The sequence below is a fragment of the Afipia dichlorophenoxyacetatis genome, from assembly GCF_055386385.1.
In genome coordinates, this window is the sequence record NZ_AP029250.1 from 4,784,671 (window position 1) to 4,807,412 (window position 22,742).

Genomic DNA, 22,742 nt, shown 5'->3' on the forward strand with positions numbered 1-22,742 from the left:
TTTTAGGAACGCGACTGGGTCGAGGCGTTAGCGCTGACGCTCCAGCTGAAACATCAGATGCGTCTTCGCCGTCGGCCATTCACTGGCAATGATACTGTAGACAACCGTGTCACGCAGCGTCCCGTTCGGGGAGATCTGGTGGCTGCGCAGCACACCATCAAGCTTGGCCCCGAGCCTCTCGATGCCGCGCCGGCTTTGATGATTGAAGAAATGCGTACGGAATTCGACCGCGATGCAATCCAGCTTTTCGAAGGCATGGGTGAGCAACAACAGCTTGCACTGCGTGTTGAGCGGCGTGCGCTGAACACGCGCCGCATACCAGGTCGACCCGATCTCCACGCGTCGGTTCGGCGCATCGACATTCATGTAGGTGGTCATGCCCGCGATGCGGCCATCTGCATCCAAGACCGTGAACGGCAACATCGCTCCCGCCGCCTGCAGACCGAGCCGCCGCTCGATCTCTTTCTTCATATCCTCTGGACGCGGGATAAACGTGTACCAGAGCTTCCATAGCTCGCCGTCCTTCACTGCATCGACGAGGCCGTCATGATGAGCCGGAGACAGCGGCTCGAGGCGCGCGTGAGCGCCTTCCAGCGTGACGGGAGCAAGCCAGGTCATTCGCACTCCTACTTGTTCAGGAAGTTCAGCGGCAGGCCGCCGCGTGGCCAATCCATCGCCACGAGCTCGCCCTTGCCGGACAGCGTGATATAAGCCGTCTTCAAATCCGGTCCGCCGAACGCGATATTGGTGGTGACGTGATCGCCGGTCGGCACCTGCTCAACCAGCTTACCATCGGGTGCAATCACCGAAATGCACCCTGACACCAGCGTTGCCACACAGACGTTGCCCGACGCTTCGACGGCGAGCGAATCGAACATCTGATATCCACCAAGGCCAGCGAGCGGTCTGCCGATCTCGCCACGATAGATCACGGGGCCCGGCTTGATCTCGCCCGGCGCGCCGATGTCAAACGCCCACAGTCGCGACGTCGGTGTTTCCGCTACATAGACGGTTTTTTCATCCGGCGAGAGGCCGATGCCATTGGCCGGCAGCATTGCGGGGACAGCCTCAACAAGCTCGCTCGCGCCCGGCTTCATGTAATAGACCGCACCGACATCCATATCGCGCGCGCGGCGCTTGCCGAGATCGCTGAACCACAGCCCGCCTTGCTTGTCGAACACCAGATCATTCGGACCGTTCAGCTTCCGATCGCTGCACCGCTCGAACAGGGTTTCGATCTTGCCGGTCGTGAGATCAACTCTTTGCAGCGAACCACCGAGATATTCAGACAGCGCCGGCGCACCCGGCATCAAGGCGCCGCGTCCCTGCGACCAGCTGAAACCACCGTTGTTGCAGATGTAGCATTTGCCATCGGGACCCATGGCGGCGCCATTCGGACCACCGGGAATTTTCGCGACAGTCTCTTTGCGGCCATCGGGATAAACGCGCGTCAGCTTTTGCGCGCGGATTTCCACGAGGACGACCGAGCCATCAGGCATCACCACCGGCCCTTCGGGAAATTCCAGACCGGTTGCGATGACACGAAGCTTTGACATGAAGACCTCCCGGATTTTTTTGTTGACGCTGACGAGTTTCGCTGAAGGCAACCTATCGTGCGATTTTCACAATAGCCAGCACACCCATGCAACTCAGTTCTGTCCGTAATTCTATTTGCCGATAAGATCCCGGTACACGAGAGCGGCTGCCGCGATATCCGACAACGCATGGCCGACAGCCTTGAATACCGTGATCTCGCTGTCGTTACCCCTGCCCTTGCGCTCTCCCCGACAAAGCTGCGCCAGTGATCCGGCAATGTCGTTCGGCGTGATCACTCCATTGCGGATAGGGTCCAGCAGTTCGCCGGATTCCTTCAAGCCATCCATAGTGTCGACGTACACCCGTCCGCGCCGGAAAACATCGTCATCCGCCTCGCGCATGAAAGGCGTGAAGCTGCCGATCAGGTCGAGGTGCGTGCCCGGCTTCAACCATTCGCCCTTGATGATCGGCGTGGTCGCGAGCGTCGCACAGCTCACAATATCAGCCTCCTTCACGGCAAGCTCTAGATCGGGTGCGACGTGAGCATTGATCGCCTCCGCCTGCAGCGATCGCACAAGCCGCTCCGCGCCGGCGGGATTGATGTTCCAGACCGCAACCTGAGTGATCGGCCGAACCGCGCGGAATGCATTTGCTGCAAGGCTCGCGATACGACCAGAGCCGGCAATCAAGAGTTTCGACGCATTCTTCCGAGCGAGGAAATCCGCGCCGAGTGCGGCAATCCCGACCGTTCGGCGTGACGTGATCTCGTTGCCGTCGATCAGCGCCAGATGCTGCCCGGTCGGGCCATCGCAAAGCAGATAACTCGAGAACAGCCCCGGCAGATTCCGTTTGCCGTTCTCTGGAAAGATCGTAACGATCTTGATCCCCAAAAACTCCTGCCGCCACGCCGGCATGATGAGGACAGTCGCTGTTGAGCCGTCCGGCTGCGGAATGAAATGGTGGTGCCGCACCGGCACATCCGCCCCTACCGTGAACGCTTCTCGCAGAGCCGGGATCAGGCGATCGAACGGCAGACTCGCGCGGGTCCGGGCTGCATCGACGATAAGCGGGGATGGCGTAGGATTCATAGAGCACTCATTTTGTTCTTGCGACATCGCTGCGGGCTTTTGTGCGAATAGCGTCCATCAGCTGTTTACGGAAGGTCCGATCGCGCTTGAGGTACCATTCCCGGCTCATCGCCTCGTTGCGCGTCTCGAAGGACTCTGTATGCAGCAAAATCCAGACACGGCCACGTGTCGACCGCGCACCTGTGCCTGCATTATGCTGGTCGAGCCGGCGCGCAACATCATTGGTCCAGCCGACGTAAGAGATATAGCGCCCCTTGTGGAAGCTGCCGAGCACATAGACAAAATTCGGCTTGCTCGCGGGCACTTTAGCGCCGTTTGGCGCAGCCGTCTTGCGCTTCGCAATCATCTTCGAGACCGTCTTCGGCGTGCGCGAGGTTTTCGGATTCACCGCACCTTTCACTTGGCGGCCGGCTCCTTCGCAGGTGGCTTTGATACCTCCGCAGGCTTCTTCTCAAGCGCGTGGACCTGACCCTGCAACTGCTCAATCGTCTTCTGCAGGCCGATCACAGTCGCCTTCAGCGCATCAATCTGCCGGTTGGCGGCATCGATCTTCTGCTGGCTGTCGAGCCCAACCTTGGTCATCGTGGTCTTGAGGAAGTTGATGTTGCTTTGCAGGCAACTGGTGCGCCGCTCCATGGTTTTCTCGACCGTACAGATCTCGATGCCAACCACGTCCTGCGCAAATGCGATGCCCGACGAGGCCGCCAGAAACGCAGCAACAAGTGCCAATCTCATTCCGCTTGTCCTCATCACCGGTCCCTCTCATATGCGTTCAGCGATTTGTCTCAAAACGTGACGGTGCGGCTATCACATCTTAAGTTTTGGAACACGACCGGAACGAAACACGTCCGAATCGGCGATTCATAACATGCTTCGGTCAACCCGCATCGACATCTTGTGTCGCATGTTCATGCGCCGCCAACATCAAGCATCGCGAATTGCCCAGCGACAGCAAGATGTGCTTCAATCGTTAACGTCTTTACAAAGCAGATCGTCCGCAATTCTCAGAAAGCCAGGATAACCCCAAACGATGCCTGACCTGCATGGTGTCCTGCCCTATCTGGTGTCTCCGATCGCGGAGGATGGCACGGTCAAGACAGATGTCCTCGGCAAGTTGTGCGACGATCTCATCAGCAAGGGCGTTCATGGCCTGACGCCGCTCGGCTCGACCGGCGAGTTTGCCTATCTCGACCGCGAGCAGCGCGCGATGGTGGTCTCGGCCACGATCGAAGCCGCAGCACGACGTGTTCCAGTCATTGCAGGAGTCGCATCGACTTCGACCTCCGACGCCGTTGCGCAAGCTAAGACCTATCAGCGACGCGGAGCCGACGGCATTCTGGCAATTCTGGAATCCTATTTTCCGGTCAAGGATACCCAGGTCGAAGCTTACTTCCGCGCGATTGCCGACGCAGTCGACATCCCGGTGGTGATCTACACCAACCCTCAATTTCAACGCTCAGACCTGACGCTGGATGTCATTTCGCGTCTCGCGGAGCATCCTCGCATTCAGTACATCAAGGATGCGTCCAACAACACGGGCCGGCTGCTCTCGATCATCAACCGCTGCGGCGATGCCTTGCGCGTATTCGCCGCGTCCTCCCACATTCCGGCAGCCGTGATGCTGATTGGAGGCGTCGGCTGGATGGCCGGCCCGGCCTGCATCGTTCCTCGCGAGAGCGTGCAGCTTTACGAGCTGTGTCAGGCAAAGCGATGGGATGAAGCGATGGTGCTCCAGCGCAAGCTTTGGCAAGTCAATGAAGCATTCGCACGCTTCAATCTGGCTGCCTGCATCAAAGCGGGTCTGGACATTCAAGGATACGCCGTTGGCGACCCGATCTCTCCACAGGCAGCACTCACGCCTGAAGAGCGTAAAGTTGTTGAAAGCGTACTGCGAGACCTGACGTAACCCTACTCCGCCGCCTTCTCCTAACGCCTTTCGAGTGCGGACATGGCGTCTGCAAGGATCGCACGAACGCGCTCCGCCTCTTTTTCATCGATCAGCGACGGATCGAGATAGAAATCGAGACCGGGCATGCGTTCGACCACAACATCGCCCTTGTCGCCCGAAGCGCCGATGAGATTGTCGACCGCATAGGGAATAACCTCGCGGCTGATGCCCTTCATGGTGATCGCAGGTAATGGATGGGCAGCGACCACGTCGCTGACCAGCGCGAAGGTCTCGTAGCTGATCACGATGCGGCCGGGTTCAGCGATGCTCTGTAGCCGCGCCGCCAGGTTCGCTTCAGCACCGATGATCGTGTAGTCCATGCGATCGACGCTGCCGAAATTACCGACGTTGCAGTAGCCGGAATTGATACCCATACGAGTCTTGAACGGTTGCTCGACACCTTCCGAGCGCCATTTCGCGTTCAACTCCACCAAACGGCGCTGCATTTCCCACGCCATGCGCAGACAAGCCTGCGCATCCAGCCGCTCGCCCCTGGTTTCCGGATCTCCGAAGAAGATCAGCATCGCATCGCCGATGAACTTGTCGATGGTGCCGCCATGGGCGAGTGCGATCGCAGACATCTCCGTGAAATACTCGTTTAGCAGTTGCGTGATCTGCTCCGGCTGCAGCCGCTCGGTGGTCGCCGTGAAATTCTGGATGTCGGAGAAGAAGATCGTCAGCTTCTTGCGTTCCGTGTGGATGATGACGTCCTTCTGACCGCTAAAGATGCTCTTGTAGATTTGCGGAGAAATGTAACGCGAGATCTTCATCGACAACGATGCAAGGAAATCGTTGTTGGACTCGAGTTCGCGATTCATGCTTTGAATCTGTACTGCCTGGCGGCGCTGCATGCCCAGGAAAGACAGTCCACTGACGGCCGCCAGCGCAAAGTAAGCAAGCAAATATTTGAAGGAGAAAATGTTGGCCGCGATGGGCTGCGTGATCATGATCTCCTGAATCCCGCGTACATCCCCCACCTTCCAGTCCTGCTTGGGACTTTCCGGATGGATATTGTGACAGCTGACACAGGCCGACCCCATGATCACCGGCGCAACCAGCCGCACGCTGTCGCTCAACAGAGAAAGGGAGGCTTCCTCGATCCTCTGGTCCGGGTTGGCGCGCAAACTCTCCAGCGCCTTGCGTTCGAATTCGTCGAGCTGGTGAGAGGCGCGATTCTTGAACGGATAGTCCGACACAAACCGGTAGGTAATATTTTGCTGCTGCTCGCTGATGACCTTCCCGAGCTCCAGTGACAAAGTCGCAGGAATAGGTACCGCGCCCGGCACTGACTCATAATTATGGATGACCTGGGTTGAGCCTGGATGCGCCAAGATGCGGCCGACGACGTTCGTGCCATAGTAGCCACGGACACTGGTCACCAGCGAATTGAGATCAGTCGCCTGACGGCGTAGCGCCGCCTCCGCAAGATTTGTGAGATCCAGCCACACCGCGACCGGCAGCAACGCCAGTAACCCGGCAATCACAAAACCGGTTAACATGCCGCGCGAACGCAGATTTTCAGGGTTTGTATTGTCCACTGGATTGCCCCCGCTCCTCAAGCGGCCCAACTCTAATTAGGTCCGCAAAACAATGATAGCATGGGGCGACTATGTTTCCCGGGAGGGCTTCGCAATGAGCGACTGGCAGAGCATCGACAGCGCACCCAAGGACGGCACATTCGTCCTGCTGCACAATCCGGACTGGCCAAACGACGTCGAGGGATTTTGGCACCGGCCAAGCAACGCGTGGTCCGCGAATGTCCGAATTCGCGATATCGAAAACCGGATCATCGGCCCCGAACCGCCGACCCACTGGAAGCCGCTAACACCTGAACAGCAAAAGTACTGATCGGTTCACCATTCCGGCGGAACAGCCAAGCTGGCACAATGTTAGCTTGAAACCACCATGCGAGGTCTCACGATGACAAAGGTCGTTTACGAAGTGGTCGAACACGACGGCGGCTGGGCCTACAAATTTAATAACGTCTTTTCGGAGACCTTCCCCAGCCACGAGGCGGCACATGCTGCCGCTGAGCGCGCAGCCGCCGAACAGAAAGTGCCGGGCCGGACCGAGGAGATCCAGTACGAGGATGGCAAGGGGCAATGGCACAACGAGACCGCGAAGGGTGACGACCGGCCGACAACCGAAGTGGTGGACCGGAAGAGCTAGATTCTTGTTTTGACGCGTTTTCTTTACGCGAACCGGTCACCACTTCGCTCGTAAACGTTTTAGCGGCGAAATGTCCATCACTACGACAGGCAGATTGCAAGGCAGGACCGCGCCGTCTACAAGCGGGGCGCATGGTCAAAGCACTGCAAAACTGGCTGAACAATCACGAACTGCCGGCCATTATCGCCGGCGTTCTTGGCGTCGTCGTGCTGCTCTCACTTATTCTCGTTGTGGGCGGCTATTGGCTCGTGACGCCGTAAACGCGCTATTAAGCCAGCCTCTCGCAACTAAGCCTGGTCACGAAAATACGGCTCGACCGCCCCTGTCAGCTTGATGGTGACGGGATTGCCGTGGCGATCTTTCGCAGAACCGGCTGCGACCCGCACCCAGCCTTCGCTGACGCAATATTCCTCGACGTTGTTTTTATCCACGCCCTTGAAGCGGATGCCGACGTCACGCGAGAGCACCTCGGCGTTGTAGTAAGGGCTGCGGGGATCGGTCGAAAGGCGGTCCGGCAGTTCGTCGCTCATCTTCTTAGTATCCTGCTTTTCACTCCTGATTACAGGAGGCTTTCAATCTTGTTGGCCAGCGCTTCGGGCTTCGTCATCGACCCATAGCGCGCGACGGCCTTTCCGTAACGATCAACAATGAACTTTGTAAAGTTCCATTTGATCGCCTTCAAACCGAGAAATCCTCGCTGCTCGTTTGTCAGATACCCATACAGCGGATGGGCATTTGCGCCATTCACGTCGATCTTGGCAAACAACGGAAACGACACCGCGTATGTCTGCGAACAGAATGTCGCGATGTCCTGCGAATCGCCCGGCTCCTGATGGCCGAACTGATTGCATGGGAACCCCAGCACCGCAAAGCCGCGCGGCGCAAAACGGCGGTGCAACGCCTGAAGCGATTCGTATTGGGGTGTAAAACCGCACGCACTGGCGGTGTTCACGATCAGCAGAACCTGCCCTTTGAATGTGCCGAGAGACAGGTTCTCGCCGCTGATCGTCTCTGCAGTGAAATCGTAAACGCTCGGCACTTCACATCCTTAAGCACTACCCTTCGTCAGGTACGCCGCCCGCTCTTTTCCTCGTTGGCAAGCCACTGGGACAATTTGAGGGTTGTCGTCCCGGAAGCCGTCGCCTTTTTCTGTTTTGTGCCTCGCGGCGGCGCAACTTTCTTCGGAGGAGCTGACTCAGCCTCGGCAGCTTCCTTGGCCAGCCGTAGCGCCTTCAGCTTTTCCATATTGAGGCGCACGGCACGGCCCTGCGCTTCATAATCAGCCATCGCCTTTTCGGCTTCAGACTGCGGTGGCGGTCGCTTCTTGGATGCGCTCATCGTGGTCCTCCGGGTTGGCCCTAACTCATTGCTGTTCTTAGCCGATCCGAGGCCGCCTGTCTGCTCCATACGGCCGCCCGGCCGTATGAAAGCCCTCGAACCGGCTCAATTTAGCCCGTATTGACCGCCTTCCACCGAGGTCTAGTGTCCCGATTCCGAAGTTCGCATCGTCCCGCAGCACCTTGGCTTGCGAACTTCGGAATCGAAGGACACTAGCAAGTTATTGTTTTAGTGTGGCTTTGGTTCAGAAGTCCGCATTACAGACTCGCCGCACGAACGATGCGGACTTCTGAACCGCCACACTAGGCAAGTTTCCAGGCCCGAAAGGCCACACTTCTTGGGTATTTTGGACTAAGATTCAGGTCACTTATTCGCCGTCGAGGCAACTGCGTGGCAACCAAGACGACCTTTCTCTTGCTGACCTGTTGCGCTGGGGGGCTTGCCGCCTTTGGCGGCTGGTGGCTGGGCGACCAGTTGTTTTTCCAGAGTGCTTCCGCGTCCCTGACCAAAGACGAAACCGAAGTCGTCGCAAAATATCCAGTCTCCAACCGAGATGTTAAAAACGATCGGGCAATCGTAGCCGAGCCTGTGGATCCAGGCCCGGCCAGTCAGACACTCGCCACAGCTCTCGCCTATCTCGCGGCTCCTCCGCCGCGCGTGGTCACGCCAAAGCCTGAGAAGCCCTCACGCCTGCTGCTCAGCGATATGCAGATCACGGGAATCAAACAGCGGCTGAAGCTGACGGCTGCGCAGGAGAAGTACTGGCCTCCGATGGAGGCTGCGCTCCGCGAAGTCATGGTGCAGATTTACGATTACCAAAAGCGCGCCAAGAAATCGGGTGACGAAACCTTCGACACGGAAGGTGCTTCTGTCGCACGATTGAAAGAAACGGCCAAAGCGCTGTTCGCGCAGCTGCGAACCGACCAGAAGAACGAAATCATGATGCTTGCGAGAGTCGCAGGTGTCTCATCGGTTGTCGCCGAAATGACCGGCGGAAAAGCCGTCGCCAAGAACGAAGAGTAAGCTTCGCACGTCAGCGAGACGCTTTTCGCCTAGCCAGCTTTTTTATTGCCGGAATTCGTTGGTCAGCTCTCCGATGCCCTCAATCGCAACCGTGACGGTATTGACCTGTTCTTTCATCGCGCCGACGCCAAGTGATGTGCCGCAAGCGATTAAATCGCCGGGCAAAAGGGTCATGTCATGCGAGATCATGCTCACAAGATGCTGTGCGCTGAAGATCATGTCCGAGATGGGATAAGACTGACGTTCCGCGCCGTTCAGGATTGTACGTACCGCAAGCTTCGCAGGGTCGACACCCGTTGTAATCACGGGACCGAACGGACAGAAATCGTCAAACCCCTTGGCGCGTGCCCACTGAGCGAACGTCGCATCCTTACCGATAATGTCGGCAGCTGTGATATCGTTGACGCACGTGTAGCCAAGAATAAAATCATTGGCCTCCTCAACCGAGACTTGGCTGCACGCCTTGCCGATGACGATGCCAAGTTCGCCCTCATAGACCACCTTGCCGTCGTAGGATGACGGACGCCTCACCACCGCATGAGGTGCGGTCACTGTCGTCGGCGCCTTCAGCAGATAAAGTGGCTCGGCCGGTTCTGCGACGTTCAATTTTGCCGCGAGCGCATGAAAATTATTCCAAAGCGCGATGACCTTGGTCGGCTCGGTCGGCGACAACAACTGAACGTCGGCGAGCTTCAGCTTTTCGCCATTGGCTTTCGCGCCGTTGAATATGTTTCCGCTATGGACCGTGATTTCACTGTCCACAAGTGTACCGAAACCAACCGCATCCCGATGGCGGAAACGAACCCAATGCTTCATGAAAACTCCAGAATGGACACGCGTGATTGCACGCCTGAGGAAATTTTGATCGTGGTCCTGCTACCTCAATAAAGGCCGGCAATTTTCGCGCGCTGAGCGACCAGTGCCAGAACAGTGTCGATGGTCGGCGTCGGGAAGTGCGCTAGACGGCCCATTTCCTGCACCGCTGTGACCAGAGGATCGATTTCCATCGGTCGCCCGCGTTCAAGATCCTGCAGCATCGACGTTTTATGGGCCCCGACCTTGCGAGCCCCTTCGATGCGGCGTTCAACATCGACGCGAAACTTGATGCCGAACTCTTCCGCAATCTCTTGCGCTTCAGTCATCATGGCCTTCGCAACCGCCCGAGTGCCGGTGTCGCTCCCGATAACATCAAGCGTCGCATGGGTCAGTGCACTGATGGGGTTGAAGCAGACATTGCCCCATAGCTTGAGCCAAATTTCATCCCGGATATTGTCGAGCACCGGAGCCTGCAGTCCTGCCTTCGTGAACATCTCGGACAGACGTTCAATATCGGCAGTTCTCTCACCTGAAGGCTCGCCGATCGGAAACCGGTCGCCGTAAACGTGGCGTATGACGCCCGGAGCTTCGATCTCCGTGGCGGGGTAAACTACGCATCCGATTGCACGTTCGGGGCCGAGTTCGCGCCACTGCCGGCCACCGGGATCAATGCTTTCAAGCGTCGATCCCTCGCAGGTATTTCCGTGCTTGTAGAAATACCAATAAGGAATGCCGTTCACGGCCGTGACGATTCGGGTTTGTGGCCCAAGCAGCGGCTGCATGGCCTCGATCACACCTGTGATCGAATGCGCCTTGAGGCAGATGATGACAAAATCCTGCGGCCCAAGTTCGGCAGGATTGTCGGTGCAACGTGGATGCGCCACGCGCTCCTCATCCCCGATCAGCAGCTTGAGCCCGTTGGTTTTCATCGCGGCGAGATGCGCTCCGCGTGCAACTAGGCTGACATCCGCGCCCGCCAAGGCAAGCTGAACGCCAAGATAGCCACCAATCGCACCTGCACCGTAAATACAAATCTTCATCGCGCGCCCCAAATCATGGCCGAATTAACTGCGACACTCCCGCTTGCGCTGTGCATGCGGACCGAGATCATTGAGATCGATCTGAAATATTGAGACGTCTTCTTTGATCAGATCTGGGATCAAAGAAAAAAATGCAGAGCGCAACCACGGCGCAGTCATTGCGATTGCGCTCTGCAGGGAGAAAACGTCAAGCGAAAGCAAGCTGGGCCGATGGCTTCGGCAGTACACTTTCGAACACACCATTGATATCCCGCATGCTGATGACACCGATCAGCGTGTAATCATCGATCACCGGCAGGTGGCGGATATGATTGTCGTCCATCAAATGCCGTGCATGCTCGAGCGTGTCGTGCGAGCTGCAGGACACGAGATGTTGCACCGAGATAAGTGCTGACACCTTCATGTTCAGTCCCGACGCACCGTGCTGGGCGACCGCGCGGACAACATCGCGCTCGGAGAACATACCGACGGCAACATTGCCCTCGGTGCGGCACACGTCTTTGACGACCAGCGAACTGACATTTTCCGCCCGCAGCAAGCGCGCAGCGGTAGCGACGGTTTCGTTCATGCGCACGGTGGCGATGCGCGTACCTTTCCGATGCAGGATGTCTCCGACTTTCATCACAACCTCCCTGATTGGTCACGTTCGCTTTTTGATGAACTAAGATTGGTATACATTATACCAAGAGTCAACCGTGTTTTTCAAAATTTCCCCTATGGTATGCCAGAAAAATTGCCCTGATTTTGGGGCCCAAGCCAGCCGATCGTCCGGACACAAAAAAAAGGCGGCCACTCAGTGGCCGCCAGTTTGCCTCGATCGATCCTGGGGGAGGTTAGTGTTTTAGGACCTCAACGAGAGTCTTTCCGAGACGCGCAGGCGACGGTGAAACACGAATGCCTGCGGCCTCCATGGCCGCGATCTTGGATTCCGCATCGCCCTTGCCGCCCGAGATGATTGCTCCGGCATGACCCATGCGGCGGCCCGGAGGAGCGGTACGGCCGGCAATAAAGCCAACCATGGGCTTCTTGCGGCCACGCTTTGCCTCGTCCTTGATGAACTGAGCGGCATCTTCTTCGGACGAACCACCAATCTCGCCGATCATGACGATCGACTTCGTCTCGGGATCAGCCAAGAACAATTCAAGCATCGAAATAAAGTCGGTGCCCTTCACCGGATCACCGCCAATACCAACCGCAGTCGTCTGACCAAGACCTTCAGCTGTCGTCTGATAGACCGCTTCATAGGTCAGCGTGCCCGAACGCGAAACAATGCCGACATTGCCCTTCTTGAAAATATTGCCGGGCATGATGCCGATCTTGCACTCACCGGCTGTCATCACGCCGGGGCAATTCGGACCGATCAAACGCGAGCTGGATCCTTCAAGCGCGCGCTTGACCCGAACCATGTCGGCCACCGGAATTCCTTCGGTGATGCAAACAATAATCGGCACCTCCGCGTCGATCGCCTCGCAGATCGCGTCGGCAGCGCCCGGCGGCGGCACGTAGATCACACTTGCATCCGCGCCGGTTTTCGCACGCGCCTCTGCCACGGTGTCGAACACCGGAAGGCCGAGATGCTGCGAGCCGCCTTTGCCAGGCGACGTGCCTCCGACCATTTTGGTCCCGTAAAGCAAAGCTTGCTCGGAATGGAAGGTCCCGTTCTTGCCGGTAAAGCCCTGGCAAATGACCTTGGTGTTATTGTCGATGAGAATAGACATTTATGCTGCCTCCTTGCGCGTCGCCCGCACGATTTTTTGCGCGGCATCGTCGAGGTCGTCAGCCGAGACGACGTTCAAACCGGAATCCGCAATCACTTTTTTTCCAAGCTCAACGTTGGTGCCTTCAAGGCGCACGACGAGCGGCACAGTCAGGCCCACTTCGCGCACCGCGGCGACAACGCCTTCCGCCACAACATCGCAGCGCATGATGCCGCCAAAGATATTCACAAGGATGCCCCGGACATTCGGATCGGACGTAATGATCTTGAACGCGGCGGCCACCTTCTCCTTGGTGGCGCCGCCTCCGACGTCAAGGAAGTTGGCCGGCGTTGCGCCATAAAGCTTGATGATGTCCATGGTCGCCATCGCAAGGCCGGCACCGTTGACCATGCAACCGATGGTGCCTTCGAGTGCGATGTAGTTCAGATCATATTTCGACGCTTCGATTTCCTTCTCGTCTTCCTCGGTGAGATCGCGAAGTTTGACGATCTCCGCGTGACGATAAAGCGCGTTGGAATCGAAGTTGATCTTGGCGTCGAGGCAGCGCAGTTCGCCGTTCTTGGTGACCACAAGCGGATTGATCTCGAGCATCGCCATGTCCTTGGCGATGAAGGCGCTATAGAGCTGACTGGTGAGTTTCTCCGCCTGCTTGGCGAGATCCCCGGTCAGCCCTAACACCTGCGCGACCTTGCGTCCGTGATGCGGCATCACGCCGGTCGCCGGATCGACCGAGAAGGTCACAATCTTGTCGGGAGTGTCATGGGCGACTTTCTCGATGTCCATGCCGCCTTCAGTCGAGACGACGAACGCAACACGCGACGTCTCGCGATCGACCAGCATCGAAAGATAGAATTCCTTCGCAATGTCCGAACCGTCTTCAATGTAGAGACGATTGACCTGCTTACCGGACGGTCCGGTCTGCACGGTGACCAACGTGCGACCGAGCATTTCCTTCGCAAACGCCGCCACCTCGTCGATGGACTTTGCCAGCCGCACACCGCCCTTGGCGTCTGCAGGCAATTCCTTGAATTTTCCTTTGCCGCGTCCACCCGCATGAATCTGCGATTTAACGACATAGACCGGCCCTGGCAGCGTCTTAGCCGCGGCAACAGCCTCTTCGACTGTGAAGGCCGGCTCTCCCGCCGAGACCGGCGCGCCGAAACTCTTCAGGACAGCTTTGCCCTGATATTCGTGAATGTTCATGGCGTACTCCCATTGCCGGCCGGGCGGCCGAAATTGGACAGCAATACTGTCCATAATTATGTATTATGTATACCAGAGAATGCCTGAGCCCGCTCGAGAGTCAAATCCTTTTCGTGGATCAGGCCGCGCAAAATGAAGAAGCGCGCCCATCCCGGAGGATGAGCGCGCTTTTTCAATTACTTAGACGGTAATCAGACCGTTTGAGATTTCGCCACCACGACCTTGCGCCAGGGCTTCAGCACCACAATGGCGAGAAGCGACGCGAGGATGTTGGCTCCGGCAGCGATAATGAACACGCTGTCCCAGTTGCCCGACGATTGCTGCATATAGTTTGCGAACGGCACCAGAAGTGCGGCCGTGCCTTTTGCGGTGTAGAGCAAGCCGGCGTTGGTCGTCGCAAATTTAGCTCCGAACGTGTCGGTGCAGGTCGATGGGAAGAGAGAGTAAATCTCGCCCCAGGCAAAGAACACAAAGCCGGAGAGCAACACGAACCACAGCGGATCCTGTCCCCACAGGTACAGCAGGTAAATGCCGATACCTTCCATTCCGAACGCGATGAACATGGTGTTCTCGCGACCGATCATGTCAGAGATCCAGCCAAAGAACGGGCGCGTCAAACCATTGAGCACGCGGTCGATGGTGGCCGCGAACGTCACTGCGGTCATGGTCATCGCCATCAACGTCACCGGGGTGTTGTCGATTTTCCAGTCGGCCGCGATCGGCTTCAGGTTAGCCGTGACCATGAGTCCACCTGCACCCACAATGACGAACATGAAGTACATCAGCCAGAAGATCGGCTGGCGGATGACTTCCGTCGGCAAATAGTTGCGGCGTGTTTGCTGCAGAGCTGCGTTCTGCACAGGTGCGGGCACTTGTCCCGCCTTCGGTGCGAACAAGAAGAACGAGAGAATCACAATGATGATTCCCTGCCCCAGACCGAAATAAAGGAAAGTGGTCTGGAAGCCAGAGTCTTTGATCATGGCCTGGATCGGCGCAACTGTGAGCGCTGAACCAGCACCGAATCCCGCAGCAGTAATACCCGCAGCAAGACCACGCTTGTCCGGGAACCACTTCAGCGCATTACCGACGCAAGTGCCGTACACGCCACCCGCACCGATGCCGGCAATGATCATTCCGAGATAGAAGCCATTGAGTGACGTTGCTTGCGCGTTGACCGCCCAACCGATGGCACAGAGAATACCGCCGACGAGAACGACGATGCGCGGTCCGTACTTATCGACAAACCAACCTTCGACAGGCACGAGCCAAGTTTCAAACAATACGAACAGAGTGAACGCCCACTGGATCGACGCACGATCCCATCCAAATTTTTTCTGAATGTCGGGGACGAAGAATGTCCATCCGTACTGGTAGTTTGCGATCATCACCATCGCGCCGACGCCGATAGCTAATTGCATCCAGCGATAGGTGTCACTAACACGGCCGGCCACAGGGGCCGCCGTTTGAACAGTATCAGCCATAGTTCCTCCTGATGGTGCCCTGTTCTGTTTTGGATGGCGACAAGGCTACCGGGCGTGCATCTTGGTATATGATATGCCACCCGACAAGAGATAATCGGCGCGTTGGTGCGGCGTTTCGACGCGGCAATGGGATGTGTATGTAAGCAAAAAGCTCGGCCTAAGCCGAGCTTTCTTTCGTCGAATATTCAGAAGGATGAGAGCGTTCCGGAACACAGCTTCACTGGCTTCGCAGCACGCAGAGCCAATGAAGCTTTCTTTTTTACATCGCGGTCTTCGGCGCGCGTGACTGCAACCACGCAAGGCCATTCGAGATCAGCGGCCAGAACAGTGCGATCAATCCCAAGGTCATGATCGAGCCCACCAAGCCATTGGAGAAGAAGACACTGAGACTGCCCTGAGATCCGAGCAGCGACTGCCTGAACGCTTCTTCCGCCTTGTCACCAAGAACAATCGCCAACACCATTGGTGCGAGCGGATAGTTACATTTCTTCATGATGTAACCGATCACTCCGAACACCAGCATCAACACCACGTCGAAGACATTGTTGTGCACGGTGTAAGCGCCGATCGCACACAGCACCAAGATGACCGGCGCGATGATGCTGAACGGAATGCGCAGGATCGCAGCAAACAGCGGCACGCAGGTCAGGACAATGATCAGTCCCACGAGATTGCCGAGATACATGCTGGCGATCAGGCCCCATACGAACTCTTTCTGTTCAACGAACAAAAGTGGGCCCGGCTGCAAGCCCCAGATCAACAGACCACCGAGCAGTACGGCCGCGGTGGGAGAACCTGGGACGCCGAGCGAAAGCATGGGCAGCAGGGCCGCCGTGCCCGCAGCATGCGCGGCTGTCTCGGGCGCGACGACGCCTTCGATCTCGCCCTTTCCGAAATTTGCCCCTTGCTTCGACATCCGTTTGGCGATGCCATAGCTCATGAAGGACGCAGGTGTGGCGCCCGCCGGCGAAATACCCATCCAGCATCCGATGAGGCACGACCGCAGTGATGTCGCCCACAATCGCGGCAGCTCTTTCCAGGTTTGCCAGACCACCTGCGCGTTGATCTTGGCGGGCTTACCTCGGAAGTTCAGCCCCTCCTCCATCGTCAGCAGAATCTCGCCGATACCGAATAGGCCGATCACTGCAATTAGGAAGTCGAATCCGTTCAGCAATTCAGTAAAGCCGAAGGTCAAACGAAGCTGGCCTGTGACGCTGTCCAGCCCAACGGTGGCCAGTGCAAAACCGATCATCATCGAAACAATTGTTTTGAATGGCGGCTCCTTGCCCATCCCGATGAAACTGCAGAACGCGATGAAGAACACCGCGAATTTCTCGGCAGGGCCGAACTGCAGCGCGAACTTCGCCACCAGCGGCGCGACCAGCGTAATCATGATCACAGCAAACAGCGCGCCGACGAACGACGACGTGAAAGCAGCCGTCAGCGCCTCACCCGCCTTGCCTTTCTGCGCCATCGGATGGCCATCGAATGTCGTGGCAACAGACCATGGTTCTCCGGGAATATTGAAGAGAACCGATGTAATCGCGCCCCCGAACAGCGCGCCCCAGTAAATACACGACAGCATGATGATTGCCGACGTGGGTGACATGCTGAATGTCAGCGGCAACAAAATCGCCACACCATTCGCTCCGCCAAGACCGGGCAAGACCCCGATGATGACGCCGAGCATAATTCCGACAACCATCACGAGAATATTGAATGGCTGCAGAACCGTTGCGAAGCCATGAAACAGATTTACGATTTCTTCCATATCGTTTCTCCAACCCCAGCTTCGATTTCAGAGACCGAGCAAATCTTCCAATGGCCCCTTCGGTAGCGGAATGAGAAACCATTTTTCAAAGAACAGATAGATTGCAACCGGCACACCCAGAGCGATCGTCGCTGTGATGCTCCACGGATATTTTCCAAGCCATTTCATGAACAGCGCGATGAGAATGATCGAGGAAACGTAGATACCGAGATACGGTATGGCGAACACGTAGACCGTGGTTGGAATCACCACGCAAAGGACTTGGCGCAACTGCCCCCACTCTGCAAACAGCTTGCCGTCATCTTTCTCGAGCCAGAGCTGAATGCAGATCACGATGCTCGAGAGAACAATCGCGACACCAACGCAAAACGGAAACAAACCAGATTTCGGTCCCTCAGGGCCCCAGCCGATCCCGGCTTTCAAACCACCGGCAATTGCGATCAATCCTGTCAGAATACAAACCCCGGCAACCGCGAATTCCATCAATCTGTGCGACGGACCTCGGCCAAGCTCACTTGAATGCTCGCTCATCTCACTTCCCCGCGCGTTATGACTGCCGGTGGCGACGCCACCGGCAGGACTGCTGTCAGATTATTGCGATGCTGCCAGGAAGCCGGCATCCTTCATCAGCGCCTGGTGCCGGGTCTCTTCGTTCTGGACCCACGCCTTGTATTCGTCGCCGACCATCAGCGTCTGATTGAAGGCGCCGTCCTTCATCAGGTTCTGCCACTCCGGCGTTTCGCGAACCTTCTTGAATAGATCGACGTAGTATTCGACCTGTTCTTTCGTCGCTTTCGGTGACGTGAAGAAACCGCGCAACATGAGATACTCGACATCCAGTCCTTCGGACTTGCATGTCGGAATATCACTCCATGACTTGCCGTCATGGATGACTTCCTTGTAAGGCAACGGCTTGCTGTCAAAGACGCAGAGTGGCCGTACAGCTCCACCGCGCCATTGCGCCACGGCCTCAATTGGATTGTTGACGGTGGAGTCGACATGCTTGCCGACGAGTTGGACTGCGACCTCTCCGCCACCACGGTATGGGATGTAGGTGAACTTAGTGCCGGATGCCTTTTCAATCGCAACCGTGATGATTTGATCTTCCTGCTTCGAACCCGTGCCACCCATCTTGAATTCGCCGGGCTTTGTTTTCACGGCCGCGATGTAATCCTTCACCGACTTGTAGGGGCTTTCCGCATTCACCCAGAGGATGAATTCGTCGAGCGCCATCATGGCCACAGGTGTCAGGTCCTTGTGACTGAAGGGAATGCCGGTCCCTAATGGCGTCGTGAACAGGTTCGACAGTGTAATGACGAGCTTGTGCGGATTTCCCGCTGAGCTCTTGACGTCGAGAAAGCCTTCACCGCCGGCGCCCCCGGCCTTGTTCACCACCACGATCGGCTGCTTCATCAGCTGATGTTTGGTGATGATGCCCTGAACGGTGCGCGCCATCTGGTCCGCACCACCGCCGGTACCTGCGGGAACGACAATTTCGACAGGGCGGGTTGGCTCCCACGCGGCTTTTGCTGGTGTCAGAGCAAGGGTCGCACAAAGTGCAATTCCAAGACCGGATATCTGGATCGGCAATCGCGTCATTCTATCTCTCCCTGGACATCGTTTTCCGCCGCTCAACGTCGGCTTGATAAAAGGTCGTCACACTATTCTCAGTTTGAAGTCCTTTCGCTCTTGTCGGCGAATTGCGTGAGGCAGAACCCGCGGTTCTGCCAGTGCCGCATGGTCACGGCTGTTATCGGAAGGAAGGAAGCGGACAGCTGCCCACCGGCTTTGCGCGGCGCAAGCGCGTGACCGGCCGTTGCAGTCATAGGACGAGAGCAGTTGCTCACCGGAGATCGCGATGTATCATCGGCGATCCGGACGACCCGAGCGGCCACCGCTGGAACGGTATCAGCCATCAGTCCCCTCCCGAGTGCGCCGTTCGGTTGAATACGACGGTCGCTGCTCGGGGATCATCCTTGTATGCGATATGCCACCGTACAAGCCTGAATCCCCGCCAATACCTTCCCGCAATGCAATATCGCGAGCGGCCAGGACAATGAAAAAGGCCCCGGGAAAACCGGAGCCTTTTGCAGAAAAACAGGTTTTTAGATCGCAGCGATCAGCGTGCGCGAGAGCGTCTAGCCCTTAGAGGCCAAAACGCGGCAGGTCGCCGTTGCGGACCGAAATCTGCGCACTCTTCATCAGAATTCTGTCAATGAAAGCAACGATTTGACGAAGGATACCGTTTGAAGAAACGTAGCCGAGGGAAGCAGTCTTGGACATTTCAGGGGCCTTTCAATACCAGTCATTTGCGCTTTTGCGTCACCCTTGCGGCGCCGCGTTGACCCCAATCTAGGTATACCAGATACCAAGCTCAACTCATGATTTTGCATGGCAGCATTCACCATGCTGCATCGCGTCATTGCGACGATATGCCGCCAACTTCTCCGCAGAACAAATCAGAAACAAAAAGGCCGACGGGACACCCGTCGGCCTTTGATTTGAAACTAAAGGGACCGAATTATTCGGCCGCCTGAACCTTCGGTGGAGGCGACACCGCGCCCGAATTGTGAATTTCCGCCACCTGGTTGTCGTTGAAGCCAAGCACCTGCTTGAGGATCTCATCGGTATGTTCGCCAAGCAGTGGCGAGCGCGTCACCTCGGTTGGGCTGTCCGAAAGCTTGATCGGGTTGCCAACCGACAGGTACTTGCCGCGTGTCGGGTGATCGACCTCGACAATCGTGCCCGTCTTGCGCAGCGACTGATCCTCAGCCAATTCCTTCATCGACAGGATTGGGCCGCAAGGAATGTCATCCTTGTTGAGGATCTCCATGGCCTCGAACTTCGTCTTGGTCATGGTCCACTGTTCGATGCGCGCGAAGATCTCGTTGAGGCGCGGCAGACGTGCTGGCGGCTTGGCGTAATCCGGATGGGTCTTCCAACCTGGTTCGCCAATCACATCGCAAATCTTCTCCCAGACCGGCGCCTGGGTGATGAAGTAGATGTAAGCGTTCGGATCGGTTTCCCAGCCCTTGCACTTGAGGATACGGCCAGGCTGTCCGCCACCAGAGTCGTTGCCGGCGCGTGGCACCGCATCGCCGAACGGAATGCCTTCACCAAACTGGCTGTATTCCTTGAGCGGACCATGTGCGAGGCGCTGCTGGTCACGGAGCTTCACGCGCGCGAGGTTGAGCACGCCATCCTGCATCGCAGCGGTGACCTTCTGTCCCTTGCCGGTCATCGTGCGCTGATAAAGTGCCGTGACAATGCCGAGAGCGAGATGCAAGCCGGTACCGCTGTCGCCGATTTGTGCGCCGGTCACCAGCGGCAGGCCATCACGGAAGCCAGTAGTTGAAGCGGCACCACCGGTGCACTGCGCAACATTCTCGTAAACCTTGCAGTCCTCGTAAGGACCAGGGCCGAAGCCCTTGATCGATGCCACGATGAGCTTCGGATTGATCTTCTGGATCGTTTCCCATGGGAAGCCCATGCGATCGAGCACGCCGGGACCGAAGTTCTCGACCAGCACGTCGCACTTCTTCATCAGCTCGGTCAGAACCTCTTTGCCCTTCGGGTTCTTGGTGTCGAGGGTGATCGAGCGCTTGTTGTGGTTCAGCATGGTGAAGTAGAGGCTGTCCGCATTCGGAACATCCATCAGCTGTCCGCGCGTGATGTCACCGACGCCGGGGCGTTCGACCTTGATCACGTCGGCGCCGAACCACGCCAGCAACTGCGTGCAGGTTGGTCCCGACTGTACGTGGGTGAAATCGAGAATACGAACGCCTTTAAGCGCCTGTGTCATTGTGGTTCTCCCTAACGCCTGTTCCTGTGTCTATCGAATGAAATGAATAACGAGCTGCAGCCGGCTTATTTCTTCTTCACCACGCTTTGCGGATTGAGATTGCCGATGCGGCCGCTTTCGCTGCCGGCAGTCGGATCAATCACTGCGTTGATGAGGGTTGGCTTGCGTGAGTCCATCGCCGCGTCAACGGCACGCTTCAGTTCGTCCGGCGTCGTCACGTTGACGCCGACGCCACCGAAGGCCTCCATCATCTTGTCGTAGCGCGAGTCCTTGACGAACACGGTCGTTGCAGGATCGGAGTTGCCAGCTGAGTTGACGTCGGTGCCGCGATAAATGCCGTTGTTGTTGAAGATGACGATACAGACCGGGAGGTTGTACCGGCAGATCGTCTCGACTTCCATGCCCGAGAAACCGAAGGCGCTGTCGCCTTCGACCGCGAGAACGGACTTGCCCGTTTCAATGGCAGCGGCAACCGCGAAGCCCATGCCGATGCCCATCACGCCCCAAGTGCCGACGTCCAGACGCTTGCGCGGCTGATACATGTCGATGACGCCGCGGGCGAGGTCGAGGGTGTTCGCGCCTTCGTTGACGAGAATGGCGTCCGGCCGTTCCTTGATGACCGTGCGCAGCGCACCGAGAGCACCATGGAAATCCATCGGAGCCGAATTCTTCATCAGCTTCGGCGCCATCTTGGCGATGTTCTCTTCGCGCTTCGTCTTGACAGCGTTGGTCCAGTCAGACGGAGCGGGGGCCCACTTGTCGCCCATGCCGTCGAGAAGAGCCGACACGCAGGAGCCGATATCACCGACCACCGGAGCAACGATCTCGACGTTGCTGTCCATTTCCTTCGGCTCGATATCGATTTGGATGAACTTCTTCGGTGCGTCACCCCAGGTCTTGCCCTTGCCGTGTGACAGCAGCCAGTTCAAGCGTGCTCCGATCAACATCACAACGTCGGCGTCTTTCAACACCGTCGAACGTGCTGCGCCTGCACACTGCGGGTGCATGTCTGACAGAAGGCCCTTGGCCATGCTCATCGGCAGGAAAGGAACGCCGCTCTTTTCAACAAATGCGCGGATGGTGTCGTCGGCCTGCGCGTAAGCCGCGCCCTTGCCGAGGATGATCAACGGACGCTTCGCGCTCTTCAGAACGTCGAGCGCGCGCTTGACCGCGGCTGGCGCCGGAAGCTGTGCTGGCGCAGCATCGATCACCTTGACCAGCGACTTGGCGCCGGCATCGGCATTCATCACCTGAGAGAAAAGCTTGGCTGGCAGATCGAGATACACGCCGCCCGGACGCCCCGAGACAGCGGCCCGGATCGCGCGTGCCACACCGATACCAATGTCAGCCGCGTGCAATACGCGGAATGCTGCCTTACAGAGCGGCTTGGCAATCGCCAGTTGATCCATTTCCTCGTAGTCGCCCTGCTGCAGGTCGACGATCTCGCGCTCGGACGAGCCGCTGATCAGGATCATTGGGAAGCAGTTGGTGGTGGCGTTGGCCAGTGCCGTCAGGCCATTGAGAAAACCGGGAGCTGAAACAGTAAGACAGATGCCCGGCTTCTTGGTCAGGAAGCCTGCGATGGCGGCTGCGTTGCCCGCATTCTGCTCATGCCGGAACGAAATGACACGAATGCCTGCAGCCTGAGCCATACGACCGAAGTCGGTGATTGGAATACCGGGCACGCCATAGATTGTGTCGACATCGTTGAGCTTCAACGCATCGATGATCAGATGGAAACCATCCGTCAGTTCCTGCTGGTCGTCCGCACCCGTCGTCTCTGGCTTATTTGCCGTCGTCAGCATCAAT

At 57.4% G+C, this 22,742-nt stretch carries 26 protein-coding genes; 5 read left to right on the forward strand and 21 right to left on the reverse strand.

Translation table 11 applies throughout. The annotated features are described in order from the left end of the window. Positions 1-27: 27 nt before the first annotated feature. The 5 genes from ACZ5C3_RS22440 to ACZ5C3_RS22460 all read right to left on the reverse strand — a co-directional run bounded on the left by ACZ5C3_RS22440 (position 28) and on the right by ACZ5C3_RS22460 (position 3,359). The gene (locus ACZ5C3_RS22440; protein ID WP_464033147.1) at positions 28-618 is read right to left on the reverse strand and encodes a GNAT family N-acetyltransferase; all 591 of its coding nucleotides are present in this window, start codon (positions 616-618) and stop codon (positions 28-30) included. Positions 619-626: 8 nt separating this feature from the next. Further along, positions 627-1,556, reverse strand: a complete 930-nt coding sequence (locus ACZ5C3_RS22445) for an SMP-30/gluconolactonase/LRE family protein (RefSeq protein ID WP_464033149.1) — start codon at positions 1,554-1,556, stop codon at positions 627-629. Positions 1,557-1,667: 111 nt separating this feature from the next. Next, complete coding sequence (gene lhpI / locus ACZ5C3_RS22450) at positions 1,668-2,624, reverse strand: bifunctional Delta(1)-pyrroline-2-carboxylate/Delta(1)-piperideine-2-carboxylate reductase (RefSeq protein ID WP_464033151.1); 957 nt, start codon at positions 2,622-2,624, stop codon at positions 1,668-1,670. A gap of 7 nt (positions 2,625-2,631) precedes the next feature. Continuing rightward, positions 2,632-2,970 (reverse strand): GIY-YIG nuclease family protein, encoded by a 339-nt coding sequence (locus ACZ5C3_RS22455; protein WP_464038403.1) that lies wholly within the window; start codon positions 2,968-2,970, stop codon positions 2,632-2,634. A 50-nt stretch (positions 2,971-3,020) separates the two neighbouring features. Continuing rightward, positions 3,021-3,359, reverse strand: a complete 339-nt coding sequence (locus tag ACZ5C3_RS22460) for a hypothetical protein (protein WP_464033152.1) — start codon at positions 3,357-3,359, stop codon at positions 3,021-3,023. A 295-nt stretch (positions 3,360-3,654) separates the two neighbouring features. Between ACZ5C3_RS22460 and ACZ5C3_RS22465 the strand changes: the two genes are divergently transcribed. Then, entirely contained in the window at positions 3,655-4,530 is an 876-nt protein-coding gene (locus ACZ5C3_RS22465; protein WP_464033154.1) for a dihydrodipicolinate synthase family protein, read from the forward strand. Between the two features lie 20 nt (positions 4,531-4,550). Here the strand turns inward: ACZ5C3_RS22465 and ACZ5C3_RS22470 are convergent, their stop codons facing one another. After that, entirely contained in the window at positions 4,551-6,071 is a 1,521-nt protein-coding gene (locus ACZ5C3_RS22470; protein ID WP_464038404.1) for an adenylate/guanylate cyclase domain-containing protein, read from the reverse strand. Between the two features lie 133 nt (positions 6,072-6,204). Between ACZ5C3_RS22470 and ACZ5C3_RS22475 the strand changes: the two genes are divergently transcribed. The 3 genes from ACZ5C3_RS22475 to ACZ5C3_RS22485 all read left to right on the forward strand — a co-directional run bounded on the left by ACZ5C3_RS22475 (position 6,205) and on the right by ACZ5C3_RS22485 (position 7,001). Further along, positions 6,205-6,420 carry a hypothetical protein gene (locus ACZ5C3_RS22475; RefSeq protein WP_464033156.1) on the forward strand — a complete coding sequence of 72 codons (216 nt, stop codon included), beginning with the start codon at positions 6,205-6,207 and terminating at the stop codon, positions 6,418-6,420. A 72-nt stretch (positions 6,421-6,492) separates the two neighbouring features. After that, positions 6,493-6,741, forward strand: coding sequence for a DUF2188 domain-containing protein (locus ACZ5C3_RS22480; protein WP_464033158.1), 249 nt, complete (start codon positions 6,493-6,495; stop codon positions 6,739-6,741). Between the two features lie 131 nt (positions 6,742-6,872). Continuing rightward, complete coding sequence (locus ACZ5C3_RS22485; RefSeq protein ID WP_464033159.1) at positions 6,873-7,001, forward strand: hypothetical protein; 129 nt, start codon at positions 6,873-6,875, stop codon at positions 6,999-7,001. Between the two features lie 27 nt (positions 7,002-7,028). Here the strand turns inward: ACZ5C3_RS22485 and ACZ5C3_RS22490 are convergent, their stop codons facing one another. The 3 genes from ACZ5C3_RS22490 to ACZ5C3_RS22500 are packed head-to-tail and all read right to left on the reverse strand — an operon-like array spanning position 7,029 to position 8,079. Beyond that, positions 7,029-7,271: a DUF3297 family protein gene (locus ACZ5C3_RS22490; protein ID WP_464033160.1), complete on the reverse strand. Its 243-nt coding sequence runs from the start codon at positions 7,269-7,271 to the stop codon at positions 7,029-7,031. A gap of 29 nt (positions 7,272-7,300) precedes the next feature. Then, positions 7,301-7,780 carry a glutathione peroxidase gene (locus tag ACZ5C3_RS22495; protein WP_464033162.1) on the reverse strand — a complete coding sequence of 160 codons (480 nt, stop codon included), beginning with the start codon at positions 7,778-7,780 and terminating at the stop codon, positions 7,301-7,303. A gap of 26 nt (positions 7,781-7,806) precedes the next feature. Beyond that, positions 7,807-8,079 (reverse strand): hypothetical protein, encoded by a 273-nt coding sequence (locus tag ACZ5C3_RS22500; protein WP_464033164.1) that lies wholly within the window; start codon positions 8,077-8,079, stop codon positions 7,807-7,809. Between the two features lie 390 nt (positions 8,080-8,469). On the opposite strand from ACZ5C3_RS22500, the gene ACZ5C3_RS22505 reads away from it, so the two are divergent. After that, entirely contained in the window at positions 8,470-9,102 is a 633-nt protein-coding gene (locus tag ACZ5C3_RS22505; RefSeq protein WP_464033166.1) for a hypothetical protein, read from the forward strand. A gap of 42 nt (positions 9,103-9,144) precedes the next feature. Here ACZ5C3_RS22505 and ACZ5C3_RS22510 read toward each other — a convergent pair whose 3' ends face one another. The 12 genes from ACZ5C3_RS22510 to oxc form a co-directional block, all read right to left on the reverse strand. Continuing rightward, on the reverse strand, positions 9,145-9,918 hold the full coding sequence (locus ACZ5C3_RS22510) for a fumarylacetoacetate hydrolase family protein (RefSeq protein WP_464033167.1): 774 nt from the start codon (positions 9,916-9,918) through the stop codon (positions 9,145-9,147). A 65-nt stretch (positions 9,919-9,983) separates the two neighbouring features. Continuing rightward, positions 9,984-10,958: a 2-dehydropantoate 2-reductase gene (locus ACZ5C3_RS22515; RefSeq protein WP_464033169.1), complete on the reverse strand. Its 975-nt coding sequence runs from the start codon at positions 10,956-10,958 to the stop codon at positions 9,984-9,986. A 187-nt stretch (positions 10,959-11,145) separates the two neighbouring features. Further along, on the reverse strand, positions 11,146-11,580 hold the full coding sequence (locus tag ACZ5C3_RS22520) for a CBS domain-containing protein (RefSeq protein ID WP_464033171.1): 435 nt from the start codon (positions 11,578-11,580) through the stop codon (positions 11,146-11,148). Positions 11,581-11,791: 211 nt separating this feature from the next. Further along, positions 11,792-12,676 carry a succinate--CoA ligase subunit alpha gene (sucD, locus tag ACZ5C3_RS22525; RefSeq protein ID WP_464033172.1) on the reverse strand — a complete coding sequence of 295 codons (885 nt, stop codon included), beginning with the start codon at positions 12,674-12,676 and terminating at the stop codon, positions 11,792-11,794. Further along, positions 12,677-13,879 carry an ADP-forming succinate--CoA ligase subunit beta gene (gene sucC / locus ACZ5C3_RS22530; RefSeq protein WP_464033174.1) on the reverse strand — a complete coding sequence of 401 codons (1,203 nt, stop codon included), beginning with the start codon at positions 13,877-13,879 and terminating at the stop codon, positions 12,677-12,679. Positions 13,880-14,070: 191 nt separating this feature from the next. Further along, entirely contained in the window at positions 14,071-15,360 is a 1,290-nt protein-coding gene (oxlT, locus tag ACZ5C3_RS22535; RefSeq protein WP_464033176.1) for an oxalate/formate MFS antiporter, read from the reverse strand. 259 nt (positions 15,361-15,619) lie between these two features. Next, positions 15,620-17,131: a tripartite tricarboxylate transporter permease gene (locus ACZ5C3_RS22540; RefSeq protein WP_464033178.1), complete on the reverse strand. Its 1,512-nt coding sequence runs from the start codon at positions 17,129-17,131 to the stop codon at positions 15,620-15,622. Between the two features lie 27 nt (positions 17,132-17,158). Further along, positions 17,159-17,662, reverse strand: coding sequence for a tripartite tricarboxylate transporter TctB family protein (locus ACZ5C3_RS22545; RefSeq protein WP_464033180.1), 504 nt, complete (start codon positions 17,660-17,662; stop codon positions 17,159-17,161). Positions 17,663-17,722: 60 nt separating this feature from the next. Continuing rightward, positions 17,723-18,730 (reverse strand): Bug family tripartite tricarboxylate transporter substrate binding protein, encoded by a 1,008-nt coding sequence (locus ACZ5C3_RS22550; protein WP_464033182.1) that lies wholly within the window; start codon positions 18,728-18,730, stop codon positions 17,723-17,725. 68 nt (positions 18,731-18,798) lie between these two features. Next, positions 18,799-19,047 carry a hypothetical protein gene (locus tag ACZ5C3_RS22555; protein ID WP_464033184.1) on the reverse strand — a complete coding sequence of 83 codons (249 nt, stop codon included), beginning with the start codon at positions 19,045-19,047 and terminating at the stop codon, positions 18,799-18,801. A gap of 605 nt (positions 19,048-19,652) precedes the next feature. Further along, positions 19,653-20,933 carry a formyl-CoA transferase gene (gene frc / locus ACZ5C3_RS22560; protein WP_464033186.1) on the reverse strand — a complete coding sequence of 427 codons (1,281 nt, stop codon included), beginning with the start codon at positions 20,931-20,933 and terminating at the stop codon, positions 19,653-19,655. Between the two features lie 65 nt (positions 20,934-20,998). Beyond that, a complete protein-coding gene (oxc, locus tag ACZ5C3_RS22565) occupies positions 20,999-22,738 on the reverse strand; it encodes an oxalyl-CoA decarboxylase (RefSeq protein ID WP_464033187.1) in 1,740 nt (579 codons plus the stop codon). Between the last annotated feature and the right edge of the window lie 4 nt (positions 22,739-22,742).